The following is a 21856-nucleotide window of genomic DNA, read 5'->3' as shown; positions in this document are numbered from 1 at the left end:
ATGGGGGATTTCATGACCATTTCATCGCGCAAGGCACCGCTGGCTGCCGTGCTTCTCGCGTCCGTTGCTTTCCCGGCCGCTGCGGAGCCTGTTTTCAATCGTATTGCGTCCTTCCCGGTTGCCGCAAACCTGCCCGCCGGCAAGGACAAGCTTTCCACGACCTCCGCCGAAATCATCACCGCCACCGATGACGGCAGGACGCTGATTTACAGTGACAGCCCGCTCGGCGCGATCGGCTTCGTCGACATTATTGATGCCAAGGCCCCGAAACCCGGCGGCGTGGTGATGATGGACGGCGAGCCGACATCCGTTGCGTCGGCAGCCGGCAAGGCGCTCGTAGCCGTCAATACCGGCGAGAGTAAGCAGAAGCCTTCCGGTCGTCTGGCAATCGTCGACGTTGCCACCAAAAAGATCGAGAACACCTGCGATCTCGGCGGTCAGCCGGATTCGATCGCGCTCAACAAGGACAAGACACTCGGCACCATCGCCATCGAGAACGAGCGCGACGAAGACGTCAACGACGGCAAGATCCCGCAGATGCCGGCAGGCGATATCGTCATCTTCCAGGTCAAGGACGGAGCGGTCGATTGCGGCACGATCAAGCACGTTGCGCTGACCGGCCTCTCGGCCGTCGCGCCGGAGGACCCGGAGCCGGAATTCGTCGCCTTCAACGGCCAGGATGAGATCGCACTGACACTGCAGGAAAACAACGAGATCGTCATCATCGACGCCAAAACCGCACAGGTGAAGACGCATTTCTCCGCGGCCAGCACGGACCTTTCGGGTATCGACACGAAGAAGGACGGGGCGCTGAAGTTTGCTGACGAACTGAAGAGTGTTCTGCGCGAACCCGACGCTGTGAAATGGCTGGACGACAACCGTCTCGTCGTCGCCAACGAAGGGGATTATCAAGGCGGCTCGCGCGGCTTCACGATCTTCGACAAGACCGGCAAGGTTCTCTACGAATCCGGCAGCTCCTTCGAGCGCGCCGTGGCTGATCTGGGCCATTATCCCGACGGCCGCTCTTCGTCGAAGGGCGTCGAACCGGAGGGACTGGAAGCAGCCACGTTCGGAGGCCAGCAATATTTCTTCGTACTTGCCGAGCGCTCTTCTGTTGTCGGCGTCTACAAGGACACGGGCGCCGACCCGGAACTCTCGCAGATATTGCCATCGGGCGTTTCGCCGGAAGGCGCTGTAGCCATCCCCTCGCACAACCTCTTTGCGACCGCCAACGAAGTCGATCTCGGCGAGGACGGCGGCCCGCGCTCGCATGTGATGATCTACGAGCTTGCCGAGAGAGAGAAGGCCTACCCGCAGATCGTCGCGGCCGAGAAGGATGGCAACCCGGTCGGCTTTGCCGCCCTTTCGGGCCTTGCTGCCATTCCGGAAAAGCCCGGCAAGCTCTTTGCGGTCAGCGACAGCGTGCTCGGCACGCAGCCGACGATCTACACGATCGACGCGACGCAGAAGCCCGCCGTTATCACCGAGACGCTGACGGTCAAGCGTGACGGTGCTGCCGCCCAGAAGCTCGACATCGAGGGCATCGCGGTCGATGAGAAGGGCTGGTTCTGGCTTGCTTCGGAAGGCAACAGCGAAAAGCTGCTGCCGCACGCGCTCTACCACGTCAATCCGAAGGGCGAGATCAAGGCCGAGGTCGCCTTGCCGAAGGAACTGACGGCCAACGAAATCCGATACGGTTTCGAAGGCGTGACGATCATCGGCTCCGGCGATGATGCCACGCTGTGGATGGCAATTCAGCGTGAATGGAAGGACGACGAGAAGGGCTTCGTCAAGCTCGTCTCCTACAATCCGAAGAGCAAGGAATGGGGCGCCGTGCGCTACCCGCTCGACAAGTCCGAAAATGGCTGGGTCGGTCTTTCGGAAATCTCTGCCCATGGCGACAGCGTTTATATCATCGAGCGCGACAACCTCGTGGGCGATGCCGCGAAGTTGAAGAAGCTCTATAAGGTGGCGATCGCCGATCTCAAGCCCGCCAAGCTCGGCGGCGAGCTGCCGGCCGTCAAGAAAACCGAAGCCTACGACTTCGTCAACGAGCTGAAGACGGCCACAAACGGCTACGTGCTCGACAAGATCGAAGGCTTCACCTTCGACGCCGACGGCAAGGCCTATGCCGTCACCGATAACGACGGGGTGAGCGACTCTTCAGGTGAAACCCTGTTCTTCCCGGTCAACCTGGCCCGCACGAACTGAGGTTCTCGAACTGAAAGGAATGGCCGGGTCAAACCCGGCCATTTCTGATTCTGAAAGGATAACGCTTACCAGCGCTGATGCACATGCGGTGCAATCAGCCGCTCGTAGATCTCGCGGGTCGCCTCCATCACGTCGTGGGAGAGCGGCGCGAAGTCGGCAGCCGCGGCGTTGGCCCTTGCCTGTTCGGCGTTGCGCGCGCCGGGGATGACCACGGTTACGGCATCGTTCATCAGGATCCAGCGCAGCGCAAAGGCTGCCATCGTGGCGCCCTGCGGCACCAGCTTGCGCACCTCCTCGACCGCTTGCAGGCCGACATCGAAGGGAACGCCTGCGAAGGTCTCGCCGACATCGAAAGCCTCGCCGTGGCGGTTGAAATTGCGGTGGTCGTCGCTTGCGAATTTGGTGTCGCGGGTGATCTTGCCGGAGAGCAGGCCACTTGCGAGCGGCACGCGGGCAATCACGGCGACGTTTCTGCGGCGGGCTTCCTGGAAGAACAGGCGATCGGGGCGCTGACGGAAGATGTTGTAGATGATCTGGATGCTTTCAACGCCCGGAAACTCGATCGCTTTCAAACCTTCCTCCACCGTCGAAACACTGACGCCATAACCCTTGATCTTGCCGGCCCTCTGCAACTCGTTGAGACCGTCGAAGGCTTCCGAACGGTAAAGCACCTCCGTCGGCGGGCAGTGGAGTTGGACGAGGTCGAGACTGTCGACCTGCAGGTTCTTCAGGCTCCGGTCGATGAAGCCTTCGAGATTGGCCTTGGTATAGCCGTCGGCGACATGCGGGTTCAGCCTGCGGCCGGCCTTGGTGGCAACCATCGGGCGCGTGCCACCACGGCTTTTCAGCACGTCGGCGACGATCTTTTCCGATCGGCCGTCGCCATAAACGTCCGCCGTGTCGATGAAGGTGATGCCAGCGTCGAGCGCCGCATTGAGGGCCGCCCGGCCGTCAGCCTCGCTGACATCGCCCCAGGAACCGCCTATCTGCCATGCGCCGAACCCGACATTGGTGACTGAATACGGCATGCGGCCGAAAGAATGCTGTTTCATGGGAATCCTCCATTCGTGATGAAAAGCTCGCACGGCGACTATCAGCCAGACACCGGGCGGACAAGCGCCTGCGGGGGAAATAGGGCGCAGACGTTGCTTATTCGAGAACGGTGCGGGATGGTCTGGGATATCTTCCCGCTCCACTTCAAATGGGTCGATCGATGACCTACTTTCTGCAGGAGACGCGCCGGATCAAACAACGAAGAGGCAAGACCATGGAAATCAAGACAGCCGGGTCCCGGCCATCGGCGAAGGCTTCGGCGGACTATTTCGCTGGCACCGTGCGGCTTGATCCGTTGATCGAAGCGCCGGATCCGGCCCGCGTGAGGGTCGTGCACGTGACATTCGAGCCGGGAGCGCGCACCGCGTGGCACACGCATCCTCTGGGCCAGACCCTGATCGTCACGTCCGGCAAGGGGCTTGTGCAGAGCTGGGGCGGCGAAATCCGCGAAATCCGGCCGGGCGACACCGTCTGGTTCGCGGCCGGCGAAAAGCACTGGCATGGCGCAGCCCCGGAAACGGCGATGACGCATATCGCCATCCAGGAATCACTGAATGGCAGCGTCGCCGACTGGCTGGAGCAGGTCAGCGACGAGCAATATGCCGGAAAGGCCTGAAGCGGCTTCAGACGCGAGAAAATGCATCGAAAGTCCTATCAATGCTGAGCTCTTGTGCTGCGGCTGGACTTCGCTTTGAAAACAATTTCCGGACTGTCATGGTTTTGTCTCCAAACCTGCTTGACACTCAAATGCGAACCCCTTAGTTAGCCGCTCATCGAAGCGGCCTGTCCGTTTTGACAAGGATGCGAAAGCTCCGGATGACTTGAAATGAAGTGCGGGTGTAGCTCAGTCGGTTAGAGTGCCGGCCTGTCACGCCGGAGGTCGCGGGTTCGAGCCCCGTCACTCGCGCCATTTTAAGAGTGCCGCAAGGCGCTTTCCGGCCTTTCCTTCACGATGCGCGGGTGTAGCTCAGTCGGTTAGAGTGCCGGCCTGTCACGCCGGAGGTCGCGGGTTCGAGCCCCGTCACTCGCGCCACTCTTTTCTCCGAGCCATGCAGTTTTTGGTTGGCTGCCATGCAGCCTCTCGCAACTTATGCGTATTTGTCGCGACATCGTTGCATCTGCTTGATAATGTCGCATCCTCACAGGTGGAATTGGCGTTCTAAAAGTCTTGCGCCATGGCTCCGGCTGCGCTAACCACGGCTTGTTGCAACGCACGTTCGCTTGCCGGGCATTTGCCCGTTGCGCTGCCTGGCGCATTCGGCAAGCAGGGATGAACATGATGACTGAACTGCTCAGTTCCTATATTCCGATCGCTATCTTCATCGGCATTGCCCTCGTCATCGGCCTGGCGCTTCTGATTGCGCCGTTTGCCGTGGCCTTCAAGGCGCCCGATTCGGAAAAGCTTTCCGCATACGAATGCGGCTTCAACGCCTTCGACGATGCTCGCATGAAATTCGACATCCGCTTCTATCTCGTGTCGATTCTCTTCATCATCTTCGACCTCGAAGTCGCCTTCCTCTTCCCCTGGGCCGTTTCCTTCGGCGCCATCGGCTGGTTCGGCTTCTGGTCCATGATGGTCTTCCTGCTCGTGCTCACCGTCGGCTTTATCTATGAATGGAAGAAGGGAGCCCTGGAATGGCAGTGACCCCCTCAAGCAATCAGACGCTCGTGGCGCAGCAGCCGAAGGGGATCATCGATCCCGCAACCGGCAAGCCGATCGGCAGCAACGACGCGTTCTTCGGCGAGATCAACAACGAGCTGGCCGACAAGGGTTTTCTCGTCACCTCGACCGACGAACTGATCAACTGGGCGCGTACCGGCTCGCTGATGTGGATGACCTTTGGTCTCGCCTGCTGCGCCGTCGAGATGATGCAGCTGTCGATGCCGCGTTACGACGTCGAGCGTTTCGGCTTTGCGCCGCGCGCATCGCCGCGCCAGTCGGACGTGATGATTGTTGCCGGCACGCTCACCAACAAGATGGCGCCCGCGCTCCGTAAGGTCTATGACCAGATGCCTGAGCCGCGTTATGTGATCTCGATGGGCTCCTGCGCCAATGGCGGCGGCTACTATCACTATTCTTATTCGGTGGTGCGCGGCTGCGACCGCATCGTGCCGATCGACATCTACGTGCCGGGCTGTCCCCCCACAGCCGAGGCGCTGCTTTACGGCGTGCTTCTGCTGCAGAAGAAGATCCGGCGCACCGGCACGATCGAGCGGTAAGGGTTTAAGGACAAGACATATGAGCGAAGCCCTCACTGAGCTTTCGTCCCATCTCTCGGAAGCGCGTGGCAGCCTGATTGCCGCGACGCAACTGAAATTCGGCGAGCTGACACTGACGACGACGGGCGAAAACCTGATCGCGCTTCTGACGTTCCTGCGCGATGACGCCAAGTGCGGTTTCATCAACCTGACGGACATCTGCGGCGTCGATTGGCCGCAGCGCGAAAAGCGTTTCGACGTTGTGTATCATCTTTTGTCGCCGAAGCAGAACCTGCGCATCCGCGTGAAGGTCGCGACCGACGAGGATACGCCGGTTCCGTCGGCCTGCGCGGTCTATCCCGGCGCCGACTGGTTCGAGCGCGAGACCTGGGACATGTACGGCGTTCTCTTCACCGGCCACCCGGATCTCCGCCGCATCCTGACTGACTACGGTTTCGAAGGACATCCACTTCGCAAGGACTTTCCGACGACCGGCTTCGTCGAAGTCCGTTACGACGATGCGGCAAAGCGGGTCGTTTACGAGCCGGTGGAACTGAAGCAGGAATTCCGCAACTTCGACTTCATGTCGCCTTGGGAAGGCACCGAATACGTGCTGCCGGGCGATGAGAAGGCGAAGCAGTAGAAGCGAATAGTGAACAGCGACGAGTTGGGAAGGGGTTCAGGACCATAAACTTCGACAAGGATCTCAAGGTCTTTCAGTTGGCGATCGATCTCGTGGACTGCTATCGGATGACTAAGGATTTTCCCAAGTTGGAGGTTTTACGGTCTGACGACCTAGATGCGCAGGGCAGCAAACTCGATTGCTGCCAATATTGCTGAAGGGCACGGACGTGAAGTCACGGGAAGCTTTATCACTATCTGCGCATGTCCCAGGTTCGTTGACGGAATTGGAAACAGATATTCATTTCTCACCGCGTCGGTTTGCTCGGCGAGATTGAATTTCAGGAAGATGACCGAAAAGTGCGACGAGATCAGAGGAATGATCAGAGCGCTGATAGGGAGTCTCCAGGAGAAACAATGAAACGGAACGAAGCTATTCGCTATTCGCCATTCGTCATTCGCCTAACCAGCGGCGCGTTTGGCTTGGAGTTTGCAGCATGACCGAACATAACGTCCGCAACTTCAACATCAATTTCGGACCACAGCATCCGGCAGCGCACGGCGTTCTTCGTCTTGTCCTGGAGCTCGACGGCGAAATTGTGGAGCGCGTCGATCCGCATATCGGCCTGCTGCATCGCGGCACCGAGAAGCTGATCGAAACCAAGACCTATCTGCAGGCCGTTCCTTATTTCGACCGCCTCGATTATGTGGCGCCGATGAACCAGGAGCATGCCTACGCGCTGGCTGTCGAGAAGCTGCTCGGCATCGAGATCCCGATTCGCGGCCAGCTGATCCGCGTTCTCTATTCGGAAATCGGCCGTATCCTGTCGCATCTCCTCAACGTCACGACCCAGGCCATGGACGTCGGTGCGCTGACGCCGCCGCTCTGGGGCTTCGAAGAGCGCGAAAAGCTGATGGTGTTTTATGAGCGCGCTTCCGGCTCGCGCATGCATGCGGCTTATTTCCGTCCGGGCGGCGTCCATCAGGATCTGCCGGAAAAGCTCGTTCAGGATATCGGCGACTGGTGCGATCCGTTCCTGAAGGCGTTGGATGACATTGACGATCTTCTGACCGGCAACCGCATTTTCAAGCAACGTAACGTCGATATCGGCGTGGTATCGCTGGAAGACTGCTGGGCTTGGGGCTTTTCGGGCGTCATGGTCCGCGGTTCGGGCGCTGCCTGGGACCTGCGCCGTGCGCAGCCTTACGAGTGCTATTCCGATCTCGAGTTCGATATCCCGATCGGCAAGAACGGCGACTGTTATGACCGTTACCTGATCCGCATGATCGAAATGCGTGAATCGGTCCGCATCATGAAGCAGTGCGTGAACCGGCTGCTTGGCGATGCCAGCACTGGACCGTTCTCGTCGGTCGACGGCAAGGTGGTGCCGCCTAAGCGCGGCGAGATGAAGCGCTCGATGGAAGCTCTGATCCACCACTTCAAGCTCTATACCGAAGGCTACCACGTTCCGGCCGGCGAAGTTTACGCCGCCGTCGAGGCGCCTAAGGGCGAGTTCGGCGTCTATCTCGTCTCCGACGGCTCCAACAAGCCGTATCGCTGCAAGATCAAGGCTCCGGGCTATGCCCATCTTCAGGCGATGGATTTCATGTGCCGCGGGCACCAATTGGCTGACGTCGCTGCCATTCTCGGCTCGCTCGACATCGTGTTCGGCGAGGTGGACCGTTGATGCAGCTTGCCGCGCTTTCAGCAGTCGTTTTCCTGACGGCATCCGGAGCGTTCGCTCAGGACAATCAGGGATTCGGCCAGAAGCTGGGCGCGCAGGATGTAGCGCCTCCCGCGAGCCAGGCCTCCATGGGCGAGCTATTGTCCAGGGGCTATGAAATCAAGGCTGCCGTTCCGAACGGCAACAAGTTCGTCGTATTTATGCAGAAAGACCAGTCGGCCTATGCTTGCGAGATGCAGTCTCTGACAGCCTCGCGGTGTGGGACCCTAAACTGACAAGGCGTGAGGAAGAATGTCCGTTCGTCGACTAGCCGAAGATCAATTCCAGCCTGCCGCATTCGCCTTCAATGACGAAAACGCGGTTTGGGCGGACAAAACGATCAAGAAATATCCCGCAGGCCGTCAGCAGTCGGCGGTCATCCCGCTGTTGATGCGGGCGCAGGAGCAGGACGGCTGGGTCACCCGCGCGGCGATCGAGAAAGTCGCCGACATGCTGGACATGGCCTATATCCGTGTGCTCGAAGTCGCGACCTTCTACACGCAGTTCCAGCTGGGTCCGGTCGGAACGCGCGCACACGTCCAGGTCTGCGGCACCACGCCCTGCATGCTGCGCGGCTCTGAAGGCCTGATGAAGGTCTGCAAGAGCAAGATCCACGATCACCCGTTCGAGCGCAATGCCGAAGGCACGCTTTCCTGGGAAGAGGTCGAATGTCTCGGGGCCTGCGTTAATGCACCGATGGTGATGATCGGCAAGGACACCTACGAAGACCTGACGCCGGAGCGCCTGGAAGAGATCATCGACGCTTTCAATGCCGGCAATGGGGCGAGCATCAAGCCCGGCCCGCAGATCGACCGTCATTTTTCCTCGCCTGAAGGCGGTCCGACGACGCTTCTGGCGCCGGATCCCAAGCCGAAGGCTTCCGCAAAGAAGGCCGTCGGCGATGCCGTCAGCCTTCCGCCTTCCGAGGCCGGCCGTCCAAAGAGTGGGGACGCTGAAACCAATCCGGTGCTGAAGACGCCCCATACGGCGCCGAAGGCCGCGGCTAATAATGTCAAGGCCGTCGAGGATGCGCCGTTGCCTGCACCGGCCGCAAAGCCTGCAAAGGCAGCCGCTGCTCCGGCCGCTAGCAAGCCGGCGCTAACCGACAAAAATCGCCCGGTCGCCATCGAAAAGCCGACGGCTCCGGATGATCTCAAGCTGATCTCGGGCGTCGGTCCGAAGATCGAGACCATTTTGAACGAACTCGGCATCTTCACCTACGCGCAGGTCGCAGGCTGGAAGAAGACCGAACGCGAGTGGGTCGATGGATACTTGAATTTCAAGGGCCGCATCGAGCGCGACGACTGGGCCAAGCAGGCCAAGGCGCTCGCCAAGGGCGGCGAAGCGGAATATATCAAGGTCTTTGGCAAGAAGCCGCGGTAAGAGGTGTGAAGCATGTTACAAGATAAGGACCGCATCTTTACCAACATCTACGGCCTCAAGGACAAGTCCCTGAAAGGCGCGATGAGCCGCGGCCACTGGGACGGCACCAAGCAGATCCTCGAAAAGGGCCGCGACTGGATCGTCAACGAGATGAAGGCGTCGGGCCTTCGCGGCCGTGGCGGCGCAGGTTTCCCGACCGGCCTCAAATGGTCCTTCATGCCGAAGGAAAGCGATGGCCGGCCGCACTATCTCGTCGTCAATGCCGACGAGTCGGAGCCCGGCACCTGCAAGGACCGCGACATCATGCGCCACGATCCGCATACGCTGATCGAAGGCTGCGTGGTTGCAAGCTTCGCCATGGGCGCGAACGCCGCCTACATCTATGTTCGCGGCGAATATATCCGTGAGCGCGAGGCACTACAGGCGGCGATCGACGAATGCTATGACGCCGGCCTGCTCGGCAAGAACAACAAGCTCGGCTGGGACATGGAAATTTACGTCCATCACGGCGCCGGCGCTTACATCTGCGGCGAAGAAACCGCCTTGCTCGAAAGCCTTGAGGGCAAGAAGGGGCAACCGCGCCTCAAGCCGCCGTTCCCGGCCAATATGGGTCTCTACGGCTGCCCGACGACGGTCAACAACGTCGAGTCGATCGCCGTTGCCCCGACGATCCTTCGCCGCGGCGCCGGCTGGTTCTCCTCGATTGGCCGTCCGAACAATGTCGGCACCAAACTTTTCATGCTCTCCGGCCACGTCAACAAGCCATGCACCGTCGAAGAGGAAATGGGCATTACTTTCCGGGAGCTTGTCGATCGTCACGCCGGTGGCATTCGCGGCGGCTGGGACAATCTGCTCGCCGTCATCCCGGGCGGTGCCTCGTGCCCGATCGTGCCCGCCAAGGACATCATCGATTGCCCGATGGATTTCGACGGCCTGCGCGCTGTCGGCTCCTCCTTCGGCACGGCCGCCGCGATCGTCATGGACAAGTCCACGGACGTCATCAAGGCGATCGCCCGGATATCAGCTTTCTTCAAGCATGAGAGCTGCGGCCAATGCACGCCGTGCCGCGAAGGCACCGGCTGGATGTGGCGCGTGATGGAGCGTATGGCCAAGGGCAATGCCCACAAGCGCGAGATCGACATGCTCTTCCAGGTCACCAAGCAGATCGAAGGCCACACTATCTGTGCGCTCGGCGATGCTGCCGCATGGCCGGTGCAGGGTCTGATCCGTAACTTTCGTCCGGAGATCGAAGCGCGCATCGATCAGTACACGGCGAGCGCCATGGATCATGGTGCGGTTCTCGAGGCAGCGGAGTAGGAAGATGACGAAGGCATCTGGCAGCACAGGGAAGGATGGAGTGGCCGATTTCCCGGCGGACTTCGGCCGTCTTGCAGCCGAGATGCTGGAGCGGGCTTTGCCGATGCATCCGCTGATGGCACCGCCCGTAGCGGCGATGGCTGCGGCAACTGTGATCGGCTTTGGTTTCTCGACGCAGCTTGCTGGCGCTTTCTTCGGCGCTTTGCAGGGCGTGTTCGAGGAGACCAACAGGCTGGCGGAAGCACTTGACGATACGCCGCCGGAAGAACCAAGGCCGGAAGTGCGCATCAAGCCGGAGAACATCCGGCCGGCAGCGTTGGAGAAGGCCAAGCTTTCCATTGTCGGCGCAACCGGCTCAAAGCCTACGGCACAGAAGAAGGCGGCGGCACGCGCGAAGAAGGCAGACGACCTGAAGCTGATTGCCGGCATCGGTCCGAAGCTCGAGCAGGTGCTGAACGCGAAGGGCATTCGGACCTTCGCCGAGATTGCCGCCTGGACGGATGCGGAAATCGCAAAGCTCGACGCCGAACTTGGTTTCAACGGCCGCGTCGCTCGCGACGATTGGACCGGTCAGGCGAAGGCGCTTTCTGCGAAGGGCCGCAAGCGGACGTGATTTTTTCGGCTGACCCAAGCAGCCGGAGATGAATGGCGAAGCGGCAAGCGGGCAGGGGCCTGCGAACTGTGCGCCGATCGGGTTTCGGGCTCCCCGAATCCTGGAAGGACAAATTGGGCGACACCGGTGCCTGCGGGGGTAAAATCCCGCCTGGCAGCGGTCATGTTGCAGAATAGGTTTGTTTGCCGCCATCCGGCGAACGGGAAACAGGACTGAGTGACGATGGCAAAACTGAAGATAGACGGCAACGAGATCGAGGTCCCGGATCATTACACGCTCATCCAGGCGTGTGAGGAAGCCGGCGCTGAAGTTCCGCGCTTCTGCTTCCACGAGCGGCTGTCGGTCGCCGGCAATTGCCGTATGTGCCTTGTTGAGGTGAAGGGCGGTCCGCCGAAGCCGCAGGCATCCTGCGCTATGGGCGTTCGCGACATTCGCGGCGGCCCGAATGGCGAGCTGCCGGAAGTCTTCACCAACACGCCGATGGTCAAGAAGGCCCGCGAAGGCGTAATGGAATTCCTGCTGATCAATCACCCGCTCGATTGCCCGATCTGCGACCAGGGCGGCGAATGCGATTTGCAGGACCAGGCGATGGCTTTCGGCATCGACACCTCGCGCTATCAGGAAGACAAGCGCGCCGTCGAAGACAAGTATATCGGTCCGCTTGTAAAGACGGTCATGAACCGCTGCATCCACTGCACGCGCTGCGTCCGCTTTACGACGGAAGTCGCCGGCATCTCGGAACTCGGCCTGATCGGCCGGGGCGAGGACGCCGAAATCACCACCTATCTCGAACAGGCGATGACCTCCGAGCTGCAGGGCAACGTCGTCGACCTTTGCCCGGTCGGCGCGCTGACCTCGAAACCCTTCGCCTTCACGGCCCGTCCGTGGGAACTGAACAAGACGGAATCGATCGACGTCATGGACGCGCTCGGCTCCGCCATCCGCGTCGATACCCGCGGCCGCGAAGTCATGCGCATCCTGCCACGCGTCAACGAGGCGATCAACGAGGAGTGGATTTCCGACAAGAGCCGCTTCATCTGGGACGGCCTGAAGACGCAGCGTCTCGACAAACCCTATGTCCGCAAGGGTGGTCGCTTGCAGCCCGCGACCTGGGCGGAGGCCTTCGGCGCGATCAAGACTGCAGTTTCCAAGACGACCGGCGAAAAGATCGGCGCGATCGCCGGCGACCTCGCTTCGGTCGAGGAAATGTACGCGCTCTCCGAACTGGTGAAGTCGCTCGGTTCCGAGAACCTCGACTGTCGCCAGGATGGGACGGCACTTGATCCGTCGCTCGGCCGCGCAAGCTACCTCTTCAACCCGACGATCGAAGGCATCGAACAGGCTGATGCGCTGCTCATCATCGGCGCCAACCCGCGCTTCGAGGCTGCCGTGCTCAACGCCCGCATCCGCAAGCGCTGGCGCCGGGGCGGCTTCCCGATCGGTGTGATCGGTGAAGGCGGTGACCTGCGTTATGACTACGAATATCTCGGTTCCGGTCCGGATACACTGAAGGATCTGGTGGATGGCAACCATGCCTTCGCCAAGGTTCTGGCGGAGGCCAAGAAGCCGCTGATCATCATCGGCCAGGGCGCGCTTGCCCGCACGGATGGCGCGGGTGTTCTGGCAAGCGCCGCAAAGCTCGCCGTCAATGTCGGCGCCGTGGCCGAAGGCTGGAACGGTTTTGCCGTCCTGCACACGGCAGCATCGCGTGTCGGCGGTCTTGACGTCGGCTTCGTACCTGGCGCCAAGGGCGTCAACGGGGCTGCCATGTTAGCATCCATGGACGTGCTTTTCCTGCTCGGCGCCGACGAACTGGACTTCGCCGCCAAGAAGGCCAAGCTCACGATCTATATCGGCTCGCACGGCGACAACGGCGCGCACCATGCCGACGTCATCCTGCCGGCTGCCGCCTATACTGAAAAGTCGGGCACTTGGGTTAATACCGAAGGCCGCGTCCAGATGGGCAGCCGCGCCGGTTTCGCACCGGGCGATGCCCGCGAAGACTGGGCGATCCTGCGTGCGCTCTCCGACGTCCTCGGCAAGAAACTTCCCTTTGATTCGCTTGCCGAACTGCGCTCGAAACTCTATGCGGCGTTCCCGCATTTCGCCGCCGTCGACGAGATCGCCGAAGGCGACAGCGCCAAAATTGCCGCACTGGCCAAAAAAGCCGGGAAGATGAACAAATCCGGGTTTGCGTCACCGGTCAAAGACTTCTATTTGACGAACCCGATCGCACGCGCCTCGGCTGTCATGGCCGAATGCTCGGCATTGGCCCGCAACAACTTCAAAGTCGCGGCAGAGTAAGGGCAGGGACTATGGACTCTTTCTTTTCCACATATGTCTGGCCGGGGCTCATCATGGTCGGCCAGTCGCTTCTCCTGCTGGTCTGCCTTCTGATCTTCATCGCCTACGTGCTCCTTGCCGACCGCAAGATCTGGGCGGCGGTGCAGCTTCGCCGCGGCCCGAACGTCGTCGGCCCCTTCGGCCTGTTCCAGTCCTTTGCCGACCTTCTGAAGTTTGTCTTCAAGGAGCCGATCATCCCGGCGGGTGCCAACAAGGTCGTCTTCCTGATCGCGCCGCTCGTCGCCGTGCTTCTGGCGCTGTCCACCTGGGCGGTCGTGCCGCTCGCAGACGGCTGGGTGATTGCCGATATCAATGTCGGCATCCTCTATATCTTCGCGATCGCCTCGCTCGAGGTTTACGGCATCATCATGGGTGGCTGGGCTTCGAATTCGAAGTATCCGTTCCTCGGCGCTCTGCGCTCCGCCGCGCAGATGGTGTCCTACGAAGTCTCGATCGGCTTCGTCATCGTCTGCGTCCTCCTTTGCGTGGGTTCGCTGAACCTGACCGACATCGTCAATGCGCAGCATGACGGCCTCGGAACGATGCTCGGCCTGCCGGCGTCCTTCCTCGATTGGCATTGGCTCGCCCTGTTCCCGATGTTCATCGTCTTCTTCGTTTCCGCGCTCGCCGAAACCAACCGTCCGCCCTTCGATCTTCCGGAAGCCGAATCGGAGTTGGTCGCCGGCTTCATGGTCGAATACGGCTCCTCGCCGTACATGATGTTCATGCTTGGCGAATATGCGGCCGTCTGCCTGATGTGCGCGCTGACGACGATCCTCTTCCTCGGCGGCTGGCTGCCCCCGGTTGATGTTTGGTTCCTGAACTGGGTACCGGGTATCATCTGGTTCACGCTGAAGGCCTGCCTGGTGTTCTTCATGTTCGCGATGGTCAAGGCCTTCGTGCCGCGCTACCGCTACGACCAACTGATGCGCCTCGGCTGGAAGGTCTTCCTTCCACTGTCGCTCGCCATGGTCGTCATCGTTGCATTCGTGCTGAAGCTGATGGGATGGGCATGATGATGTCCGCCCTCGTTTCCAGCAATTTTGGAGGTTGAAGATGGCAAGCTTGTCCAACGCCGTCAGCTCGCTTTTCCTCAAGGAATTCGTTGGCGCATTCTTCTTGTCGATGCGCTATTTCTTTCGCCAGAAGGCAACGATCAACTACCCCTTCGAAAAGGGTCCTGTCAGCCCGCGCTTCCGCGGCGAACATGCGCTGCGCCGCTATCCGAACGGCGAAGAGCGCTGCATCGCCTGCAAGCTCTGCGAAGCGATCTGTCCCGCTCAGGCGATCACCATTGAAGCTGGACCGCGCCGCAATGACGGCACGCGCCGCACGGTGCGCTACGACATCGACATGGTGAAGTGCATCTATTGCGGCTTCTGCCAGGAGGCCTGCCCAGTCGATGCGATCGTCGAAGGCCCGAATTTCGAATTCGCCACGGAAACCCGCGAAGAGCTTTATTTCGACAAGCAGCGGCTTTTGGACAATGGCGACCGGTGGGAGCGCGAAATCGCCCGCAACATGGTGATCGACGCACCGTACCGCTGATTGGAATTTGAAATGCCGCGCGGCGGGCCACTCGCCTCCCGCGGTCAACATGCACCGGAGCTTTGCGGGCTTGACGCCACGCCAAGCTCCATTCGGGCAGGGAAACTCCCGGCTGCCCGGGGGAAGATGAAAAAGGCACCAACATGGGTCTGCAGGCTCTATTTTTCTATCTTTTCGCCTTTGTCGCGGTAGCGTCGGCGTTCATGGTCATCTCGGCGAAGAATCCGGTTCATTCGGTTCTGTTCCTCATCGTGACCTTCTTCAATGCTGCAGGCCTCTTCCTGCTGCTTGGCGCCGAATTCCTGGCGATGATCCTGCTCGTTGTCTATGTCGGCGCAGTCGCGGTCCTCTTCCTCTTCGTGGTCATGATGCTCGACATCGACTTCACGGAGCTGCGCGCGGGCGTTCTTGAATACGCCCCGATCGGCGGCCTGATCGGCCTGGTTCTTGCCGCGGAACTCATCGTCGTTGTCGGCGGCAGCGTGATCTCTCCGGAAGTCGCAAAGACCGTTGCGATGCCCATCCCGGCCATTACCGAGCGCACCAATACCGCCGCCCTCGGCGACGTGCTCTATACGAACTACGTCTACTTCTTCCAGATCGCCGGCCTGGTGCTTCTTGTCGCGATGATCGGCGCGATCGTGCTGACGCTGAGGCACCGTACCAACATCAAGCGGCAGAATATTCCAAGACAGGTTGCCCGCACGCCCGCAACTGCCGTTGAGGTGGTCACGGTCAAGCCGGGGCAGGGCCTCTAAGGGCAGGGACAAGGAACAAAGAACATGGTTATCGGTCTTTCCCATTACCTGACGGTTAGCGCCATCCTCTTCACGATCGGCATTTTTGGCATCTTCCTCAACCGGAAGAACGTCATCGTCATCTTGATGTCGATCGAACTCATCCTGCTTGCGGTCAACATCAACATGGTCGCCTTCTCGTCGTTCCTGAACGACATCGTCGGCCAGGTCTTTGCATTGTTCATTCTGACGGTCGCTGCGGCTGAGGCAGCGATCGGTCTTGCAATTCTTGTTGTCTTCTACCGCAACCGCGGCTCGATCGCGGTCGAAGACGTTAATATGATGAAGGGCTGAGTGGCTCATGTTCCTCTATAAGGCTATCGTCTTTCTTCCCTTGATCGGCGCGATCATCGCCGGCCTCTTCGGCCGTGCGATCGGCGCCAAGGCATCGGAATACGTCACCTGCGGCCTGATGATCGTCGCTGCCATCCTGTCCTGGTACGTCTTCGTCACCGTCGGCATGGGGCATCTCGAAGGCGGGCCGATCAAGGTCGAGGTCCTGCGCTGGATCCAGTCCGGCGGCATCGACGTCTCCTGGTCGCTGCGCGTCGACACGCTCACCTCCGTCATGCTGATCGTCGTCAACACGGTCTCGACGCTGGTGCATATCTACTCGATCGGATACATGCACCATGATCCGCATCGTCCGCGCTTCTTCGCCTATCTCTCGCTCTTCACTTTCGCCATGCTGATGCTGGTGACCTCCGACAACCTCGCCCAGATGTTCTTCGGCTGGGAAGGCGTGGGTCTGGCTTCGTATCTGCTCATCGGTTTCTGGTACAAGAAACCGTCGGCAAACGCTGCCGCTATCAAGGCCTTCGTCGTCAACCGCGTCGGCGACTTCGGCTTCGTGCTCGGTATTGCCGGCATCTTCGTACTATTCGGTTCGATCAACCTCGACACGATCTTCGCCAATGCCTCGAGCTTCGCGCCGCATGAAGGAGCCGAAGCCGCAGGTGAAGTCGTACTTAACCTCTTCGGCATGCAGCTCGACAAGGCGCATGCGCTGACCGGCATCTGCCTGTTGCTTTTCATGGGCGCGATGGGCAAGTCCGCTCAATTCCTGCTGCACACCTGGCTGCCGGACGCTATGGAGGGCCCGACTCCGGTTTCGGCGCTCATCCATGCCGCGACCATGGTCACCGCCGGCGTCTTCCTCGTCGCCCGCATGTCGCCGCTCTTCGAATTGTCGCCCGATGCACTGGTCTTCGTCACCATGATCGGCGCGATCACCGCCTTCTTCGCAGCGACCGTCGGTCTTGTGCAGAACGACATCAAGCGCGTCATCGCCTATTCGACCTGCTCGCAGCTCGGCTACATGTTCGTGGCGCTTGGTGTCGGGGCTTACGGCGCGGCGATCTTCCACCTCTTCACACACGCCTTCTTCAAGGCGCTGCTCTTCCTCGGCGCCGGCTCGGTGATCCATGCCGTCGATGGCGAGCAGGACATGCGTTACATGGGCGGTCTTCGTACGCACATTCCAGTCACCTTCTGGATGATGACGATCGGCACGCTGGCGCTGACCGGCGTCGGCATTCCGTTCACGCCGGTCGGCTTCGCCGGCTTCTTCTCGAAGGACGTGATTATTGAAGCGACCTACGCTTCGCATTCGCCGGTTGCAGGCTTCGCCTTCACGCTTCTGGTGATCGCGGCCCTGTTCACGAGCTTCTATTCCTGGCGTCTTGCCTTCCTCACCTTCTTCGGCACGCCGCGTGCCTCGCACGAGGTGATGCACCACGTCCACGAATCGCCGCAGGTCATGCTCGTGCCGCTCTATCTTCTGGCGGTCGGCGCGGTTCTCGCGGGTGTCCTGTTCGAGGGTTACTTCTACGGCCACCACTATGCCGAGTTCTGGAAGGGCGCGCTCTTCACCGGCGCCGAGAACGAGTTGCTGGAAGAATTCCACCACGTGCCGGCCTGGGTGGCGCTGAGCCCGTTCATCGCGATGCTTCTCGGATTCGTGACGGCTTGGTACATGTATATCAAGTCGCCCTCGACGCCGCGCGTTCTCGCGCAGCAGCACCGCGTGCTTTACCAGTTCCTGCTCAACAAGTGGTACTTCGACGAGCTCTACGATTTCCTCTTCGTCCGTTCCGCTAAGGCGCTCGGCCGCTTCCTGTGGAAGAAGGGTGATATCGGCGTCATCGACGCTTACGGCCCGAACGGCGTTGCCGCCCGCGTCGTCGACGTCACCAATCGCGTCGTCCGCCTGCAGACCGGTTACCTCTATCACTATGCCTTCGCGATGCTGATCGGCATTGCCGCACTCGTTACCTGGATGATGCTCGGGAGTTCCTTCTGATGACCGATTGGCCTATTCTTTCAACGGTCACCTTCCTGCCGCTCGTCGGCGTGGTGCTCCTGCTGCTGATGAGCGAAAACGGCCCGAGCGGCAGGCGCAACGTGCTCAACATCTCGTTGATCACGACCATCGTCACGTTCATCGTTTCGCTGTTCATCTGGATCGGGTTCGACAATGCGAATCCGGGCTTCCAGATGGTCGAGAAGCATAGCTGGCTCGGCACGGGCATCGGCTATCATGTCGGCGTCGACGGAATCTCCATGCTGTTCGTCATCCTGACGACGGTCCTCATGCCCTTCTGCATTTTGGCGAGCTGGCTCTCCATCGAAAAGCGCCTGAAGGAATACATGATCGCCTTCCTCATCCTTGAAGTGATGATGGTCGGTGTCTTCGTTTCGCTCGATATCGTGCTCTTCTACGTCTTCTTCGAAGCGGGTCTCATTCCGATGTTCCTCATCATCGGTGTCTGGGGTGGCAGGGACCGCGTTTACGCAAGCTACAAGTTCTTCCTCTACACGCTGCTCGGTTCGGTACTGATGCTGCTCGCCATCATGGCGATGTACTGGCAGGCCGGCACGACGGATATTTCCGCGCTGCTCGCCTACAAGTTCCCACCTGCGATGCAGACCTGGCTGTGGCTTGCCTTCTTCGCCTCCTTTGCTGTGAAGATGCCGATGTGGCCGGTTCACACCTGGTTGCCGGATGCGCACGTCCAGGCACCGACGGCCGGGTCTGTCATCCTGGCAGGCGTGCTGCTGAAGCTTGGCGGTTACGGCCTCATCCGCTTCTCGCTCGGAATGTTCCCGGTCGCGTCCGATTTCTTCGCGCCGCTGGTCTTTGCCCTGTCGGTGATCGCCATCATCTACACCTCGCTGGTCGCGATGATGCAGGACGACATCAAGAAGCTGATCGCCTATTCGTCGGTTGCCCACATGGGCTACGTCACCATGGGCGTCTTCGCGGCGAACATGCAGGGCGTGCAGGGCTCGATCTTCCAGATGCTGTCGCACGGCATCGTTTCGGGCGCGCTTTTCCTTTGCGTCGGCGTCGTTTATGACCGCACCCATACCCGCGAGATCGTAGCCTATGGCGGCCTGGTCAACAACATGCCGAAATATGCCGTCGCCTTCATGGTCTTCACCATGGCGAATGTCGGCCTTCCGGGCACCTCGGGCTTCATCGGGGAATTCCTGACGCTGATGGGCGTCTTCCGCGTCAATACCTGGGTGGCGCTCTTCGCCGCAACCGGCGTGATCCTGTCGGCAGCTTACGCTCTGTGGCTTTATCGCCGCGTGATCTTCGGCGCGCTGGAAAAGGAAAAGCTGAAGGCGCTTCTCGATCTTTCGCCGCGCGAGCAACTGATCCTCTATCCATTGGTGGCACTGACGATCTTCTTCGGCGTCTACCCGGCGCCGGTCTTCGATGCGACGGCCGCCTCCGTGGATATGCTGGTGAACAACTATACGGCCGCCGTAAACGCTGCGCACGACGTTGCGCTGTCGATGAATTGATGACGGGACTTTTTGGACATGACCGCTGAAACCATTATCGCAAGCCTGCATCTTTCCGCGCCGGAGATCATCCTCGCGGTCGGCGCCCTTGTCCTGCTCATGATCGGCGTCTTTGCGGGCGAGCGGTCGGGCCGTATGGTGAGCGTTCTGGCGCTGATCCTGTTTGCGGCCTCTGCGCTGTGGCTGATCTTCGTGCCGGGCGATGGCCTTGCTTACGGCGGCGTCTACCAGGCGGACGGTTTCTCCCGCTTCATGAAGATCACCGCGCTCGTCGGCTCCTTCGCAGCGCTGTTCATGTCGATCGGCCTTGCCAGGGAAAACCAGCTCGACAAGTTCGAGTTCCCGGTCCTGCTGGTGCTCTGCACCCTCGGCATCTTGCTGATGATCTCGGCAAACGACCTGATCGCGCTCTATCTCGGTCTCGAGTTGCAATCGCTGGCGATCTATGTGGTGGCGGCGATCAACCGGGAGAACCTGAAGTCCACCGAAGCAGGCCTTAAGTATTTCGTTCTCGGCGCGCTTTCTTCGGGCTTGCTGCTTTACGGCATGTCGTTGGTCTACGGCTTCACCGGCCATACGCATTTCGACGATATCGCCCGGGCGCTTTCCGCCGAAGGTGCCCGCTCGCTAGGCCTGGTCTTCGGTCTGGTCTTCATCCTGGCAGGCATCGCCTTCAAGATCTCGGCGGTCCCCTTCCACATGTGGACGCCGGACGTTTACGAGGGTGCGCCCACCCCGGTCACCGCCTTCCTGGCAAGCGCGCCGAAGGTCGCGGCAATGGCCATGATGACGCGCATCGTCATCACCGCCTTCCAGCCAGTCATTGCCGACTGGCAGCAGGTCGTCGTCTTCATCTCGATCGCCTCGATGCTGCTCGGTGCCTTTGCCGCCATCGGCCAGCGGAACATCAAGCGTCTGATGGCCTACTCCTCAATCGGTCACATGGGCTATGCGCTCGTCGGGCTTGCCGCCGGCAACCAGACAGGCGTGACGGGCGTGATGCTCTACATGGTCATCTATATGGTCATGACGCTCGGCTCGTTTGCGATCATCATGTCGATGCGCCGCAAGGACGGCACGGTCGTCGAAGCTGTCGACGATCTCGCGGGCCTTTCCAGCACGAACCCCTTCATGGCGACGGTGCTTACGATCCTGATGTTCTCGCTCGCCGGCATTCCACCGCTTGCAGGCTTCTTCGCGAAGTATTTCGTCTTTGTCGCTGCCATCGAAGCCAAGCTCTACGCGCTCGCCATCATCGGCGTTCTCGCGTCGGTCGTCGGCGCTTACTATTATCTGCGTGTCATCAAGCTGATGTGGTTCGATGAAGCGACGGATGAGTTTGCTCGCGTTTCCGGCCCGCTTCGCCTCGTCTTCGGCCTTTCCGGCCTGTTCGTTCTTGCCTATGTGGTCATCGGTGGCCCGATCGGCGGTGCGGCCGAACTCGCGGCTGCGACGCTCTTTTGATGATGTTTCCCGTGCGGCGCCGGATATCGCTCGGCGATTTCCGGCACGAGGCGCTGTCGGAAACATCCTCCACCAACAGCGAATGCCTTGCCCGCGCCAGGGCAGGGGACGGTGGTTTCCTGTGGGTGACTGCGGAGAAGCAGACCAGTGGCCGCGGCCGCCGCGGCCGCGCATGGGCTTCGGAACGCGGCAATCTCTACGCTTCCCTTCTCTTGATCGATCCGGCGCCGATGGAGCGCCTTTCGTCGCTTCCGCTGGCAATCGCCATTGCCGTGCATCAGGCAATCCGCATGGTTTTGCCGCCTGGCGCAGCACCGCTCGAGGTGAAGTGGCCGAACGACATCCTGATCGGCCGCAAGAAGACCTGCGGAATCCTCGTCGAAGGTGAAAAGCTTGCAGATGAGCGCTACGCGCTGGTGATCGGGATCGGCATCAACGTCTCCCTCATGCCCGACAATCCGCTCTATCCGGTGACCTGTCTGCGTCAAGAGGGAAGTACCGCTGCTCCCGAAGAACTCTTCGCCCATCTCTTCGCTTCAATGGCAGAGGTGCTCGATATTTGGAACAAAGGACGAGGCGTTCGCGAGATCACCGCCCGTTGGCGGGATGTCGCTTGCGGCATCGGCGAGAAGATCACGGTCAATCTGCCGGACCGCTCGATTTCCGGACAATTCGCCGGGATTGATGATAATGGCTTGTTGATGCTCGAAACCGGTACGGGCAAGATGATGCAGATTGCCGCCGGGGATGTATTTTTTGGATAGTGGAGC

21 protein-coding genes and 2 tRNA genes are annotated in these 21856 nt (G+C 60.4%); 22 read left to right on the top strand and 1 reads right to left on the bottom strand.

The window, feature by feature from the left end; translation table 11 throughout:
- Positions 1 to 2211, top strand: a complete 2211-nt coding sequence (locus BLP23_RS00455; RefSeq protein ID WP_208603109.1) for an esterase-like activity of phytase family protein — start codon at positions 1 to 3, stop codon at positions 2209 to 2211.
- Between the two features lie 65 nt (positions 2212 to 2276).
- Here BLP23_RS00455 and BLP23_RS00450 read toward each other — a convergent pair whose 3' ends face one another.
- Entirely contained in the window at positions 2277 to 3263 is a 987-nt protein-coding gene (locus BLP23_RS00450; RefSeq protein WP_092583083.1) for an aldo/keto reductase, read from the bottom strand.
- A gap of 215 nt (positions 3264 to 3478) precedes the next feature.
- Here BLP23_RS00450 and BLP23_RS00445 point away from each other — a divergent pair, with 215 nt between their 5' ends.
- From BLP23_RS00445 to BLP23_RS00345, 21 genes are all read left to right on the top strand, one after another.
- Positions 3479 to 3880 carry a (R)-mandelonitrile lyase gene (locus BLP23_RS00445; RefSeq protein WP_092584200.1) on the top strand — a complete coding sequence of 134 codons (402 nt, stop codon included), beginning with the start codon at positions 3479 to 3481 and terminating at the stop codon, positions 3878 to 3880.
- A gap of 217 nt (positions 3881 to 4097) precedes the next feature.
- Positions 4098 to 4174, top strand: a tRNA-Asp gene (locus BLP23_RS00440).
- Between the two features lie 46 nt (positions 4175 to 4220).
- Positions 4221 to 4297, top strand: a tRNA-Asp gene (locus BLP23_RS00435).
- A 246-nt stretch (positions 4298 to 4543) separates the two neighbouring features.
- Positions 4544 to 4909 (top strand): NADH-quinone oxidoreductase subunit A, encoded by a 366-nt coding sequence (locus tag BLP23_RS00430; RefSeq protein ID WP_028739579.1) that lies wholly within the window; start codon positions 4544 to 4546, stop codon positions 4907 to 4909.
- Complete coding sequence (locus tag BLP23_RS00425) at positions 4900 to 5484, top strand: NuoB/complex I 20 kDa subunit family protein (RefSeq protein ID WP_092583082.1); 585 nt, start codon at positions 4900 to 4902, stop codon at positions 5482 to 5484. The genes BLP23_RS00430 and BLP23_RS00425 overlap by 10 nt, the downstream gene beginning before the upstream one ends.
- Positions 5485 to 5503: 19 nt before the next feature.
- Positions 5504 to 6106, top strand: coding sequence for an NADH-quinone oxidoreductase subunit C (locus BLP23_RS00420; protein ID WP_092583081.1), 603 nt, complete (start codon positions 5504 to 5506; stop codon positions 6104 to 6106).
- A gap of 156 nt (positions 6107 to 6262) precedes the next feature.
- Positions 6263 to 6505: a four helix bundle protein gene (locus BLP23_RS35190; RefSeq protein WP_092583080.1), complete on the top strand. Its 243-nt coding sequence runs from the start codon at positions 6263 to 6265 to the stop codon at positions 6503 to 6505.
- A gap of 76 nt (positions 6506 to 6581) precedes the next feature.
- Positions 6582 to 7772: an NADH-quinone oxidoreductase subunit D gene (locus BLP23_RS00410; RefSeq protein ID WP_022714819.1), complete on the top strand. Its 1191-nt coding sequence runs from the start codon at positions 6582 to 6584 to the stop codon at positions 7770 to 7772.
- The gene (locus tag BLP23_RS00405) at positions 7772 to 8044 is read left to right on the top strand and encodes a hypothetical protein (protein ID WP_092583079.1); all 273 of its coding nucleotides are present in this window, start codon (positions 7772 to 7774) and stop codon (positions 8042 to 8044) included. Before BLP23_RS00410 ends, BLP23_RS00405 begins: the two co-directional genes overlap by 1 nt.
- A 16-nt stretch (positions 8045 to 8060) precedes the next feature.
- On the top strand, positions 8061 to 9191 hold the full coding sequence (locus BLP23_RS00400; protein ID WP_092583078.1) for an NADH-quinone oxidoreductase subunit E: 1131 nt from the start codon (positions 8061 to 8063) through the stop codon (positions 9189 to 9191).
- 12 nt (positions 9192 to 9203) lie between these two features.
- Positions 9204 to 10508 (top strand): NADH-quinone oxidoreductase subunit NuoF, encoded by a 1305-nt coding sequence (gene nuoF, locus BLP23_RS00395; protein WP_022714822.1) that lies wholly within the window; start codon positions 9204 to 9206, stop codon positions 10506 to 10508.
- A 4-nt stretch (positions 10509 to 10512) separates the two neighbouring features.
- Entirely contained in the window at positions 10513 to 11121 is a 609-nt protein-coding gene (locus tag BLP23_RS00390) for a 5' DNA nuclease (RefSeq protein WP_092583077.1), read from the top strand.
- 222 nt (positions 11122 to 11343) lie between these two features.
- A complete protein-coding gene (gene nuoG, locus BLP23_RS00385; protein WP_092583076.1) occupies positions 11344 to 13425 on the top strand; it encodes an NADH-quinone oxidoreductase subunit NuoG in 2082 nt (693 codons plus the stop codon).
- An 11-nt stretch (positions 13426 to 13436) separates the two neighbouring features.
- A complete protein-coding gene (gene nuoH / locus BLP23_RS00380; RefSeq protein WP_092583075.1) occupies positions 13437 to 14480 on the top strand; it encodes an NADH-quinone oxidoreductase subunit NuoH in 1044 nt (347 codons plus the stop codon).
- A 40-nt stretch (positions 14481 to 14520) separates the two neighbouring features.
- Positions 14521 to 15012 (top strand): NADH-quinone oxidoreductase subunit NuoI, encoded by a 492-nt coding sequence (nuoI, locus tag BLP23_RS00375; RefSeq protein ID WP_092583074.1) that lies wholly within the window; start codon positions 14521 to 14523, stop codon positions 15010 to 15012.
- 143 nt (positions 15013 to 15155) lie between these two features.
- On the top strand, positions 15156 to 15770 hold the full coding sequence (locus BLP23_RS00370) for an NADH-quinone oxidoreductase subunit J (RefSeq protein ID WP_022714827.1): 615 nt from the start codon (positions 15156 to 15158) through the stop codon (positions 15768 to 15770).
- Between the two features lie 24 nt (positions 15771 to 15794).
- The gene (gene nuoK, locus BLP23_RS00365; RefSeq protein ID WP_022714828.1) at positions 15795 to 16103 is read left to right on the top strand and encodes an NADH-quinone oxidoreductase subunit NuoK; all 309 of its coding nucleotides are present in this window, start codon (positions 15795 to 15797) and stop codon (positions 16101 to 16103) included.
- Positions 16104 to 16110: 7 nt separating this feature from the next.
- On the top strand, positions 16111 to 18111 hold the full coding sequence (nuoL, locus tag BLP23_RS00360; protein ID WP_092583073.1) for an NADH-quinone oxidoreductase subunit L: 2001 nt from the start codon (positions 16111 to 16113) through the stop codon (positions 18109 to 18111).
- Positions 18111 to 19622 (top strand): NADH-quinone oxidoreductase subunit M, encoded by a 1512-nt coding sequence (locus BLP23_RS00355; protein WP_022714830.1) that lies wholly within the window; start codon positions 18111 to 18113, stop codon positions 19620 to 19622. Before nuoL ends, BLP23_RS00355 begins: the two co-directional genes overlap by 1 nt.
- A gap of 18 nt (positions 19623 to 19640) precedes the next feature.
- Complete coding sequence (gene nuoN / locus BLP23_RS00350) at positions 19641 to 21086, top strand: NADH-quinone oxidoreductase subunit NuoN (protein WP_092583072.1); 1446 nt, start codon at positions 19641 to 19643, stop codon at positions 21084 to 21086.
- Complete coding sequence (locus BLP23_RS00345) at positions 21086 to 21850, top strand: biotin--[acetyl-CoA-carboxylase] ligase (RefSeq protein ID WP_092583071.1); 765 nt, start codon at positions 21086 to 21088, stop codon at positions 21848 to 21850. Before nuoN ends, BLP23_RS00345 begins: the two co-directional genes overlap by 1 nt.
- Positions 21851 to 21856 lie beyond the last annotated feature (6 nt).

This window comes from Rhizobium mongolense subsp. loessense, from assembly GCF_900099775.1.
Taxonomy (GTDB): domain Bacteria; phylum Pseudomonadota; class Alphaproteobacteria; order Rhizobiales; family Rhizobiaceae; genus Rhizobium; species Rhizobium loessense.
The sequence above is the reverse complement of the archived record's forward strand: the minus strand, read 5'-3'. Positions and strand labels throughout refer to the sequence as shown.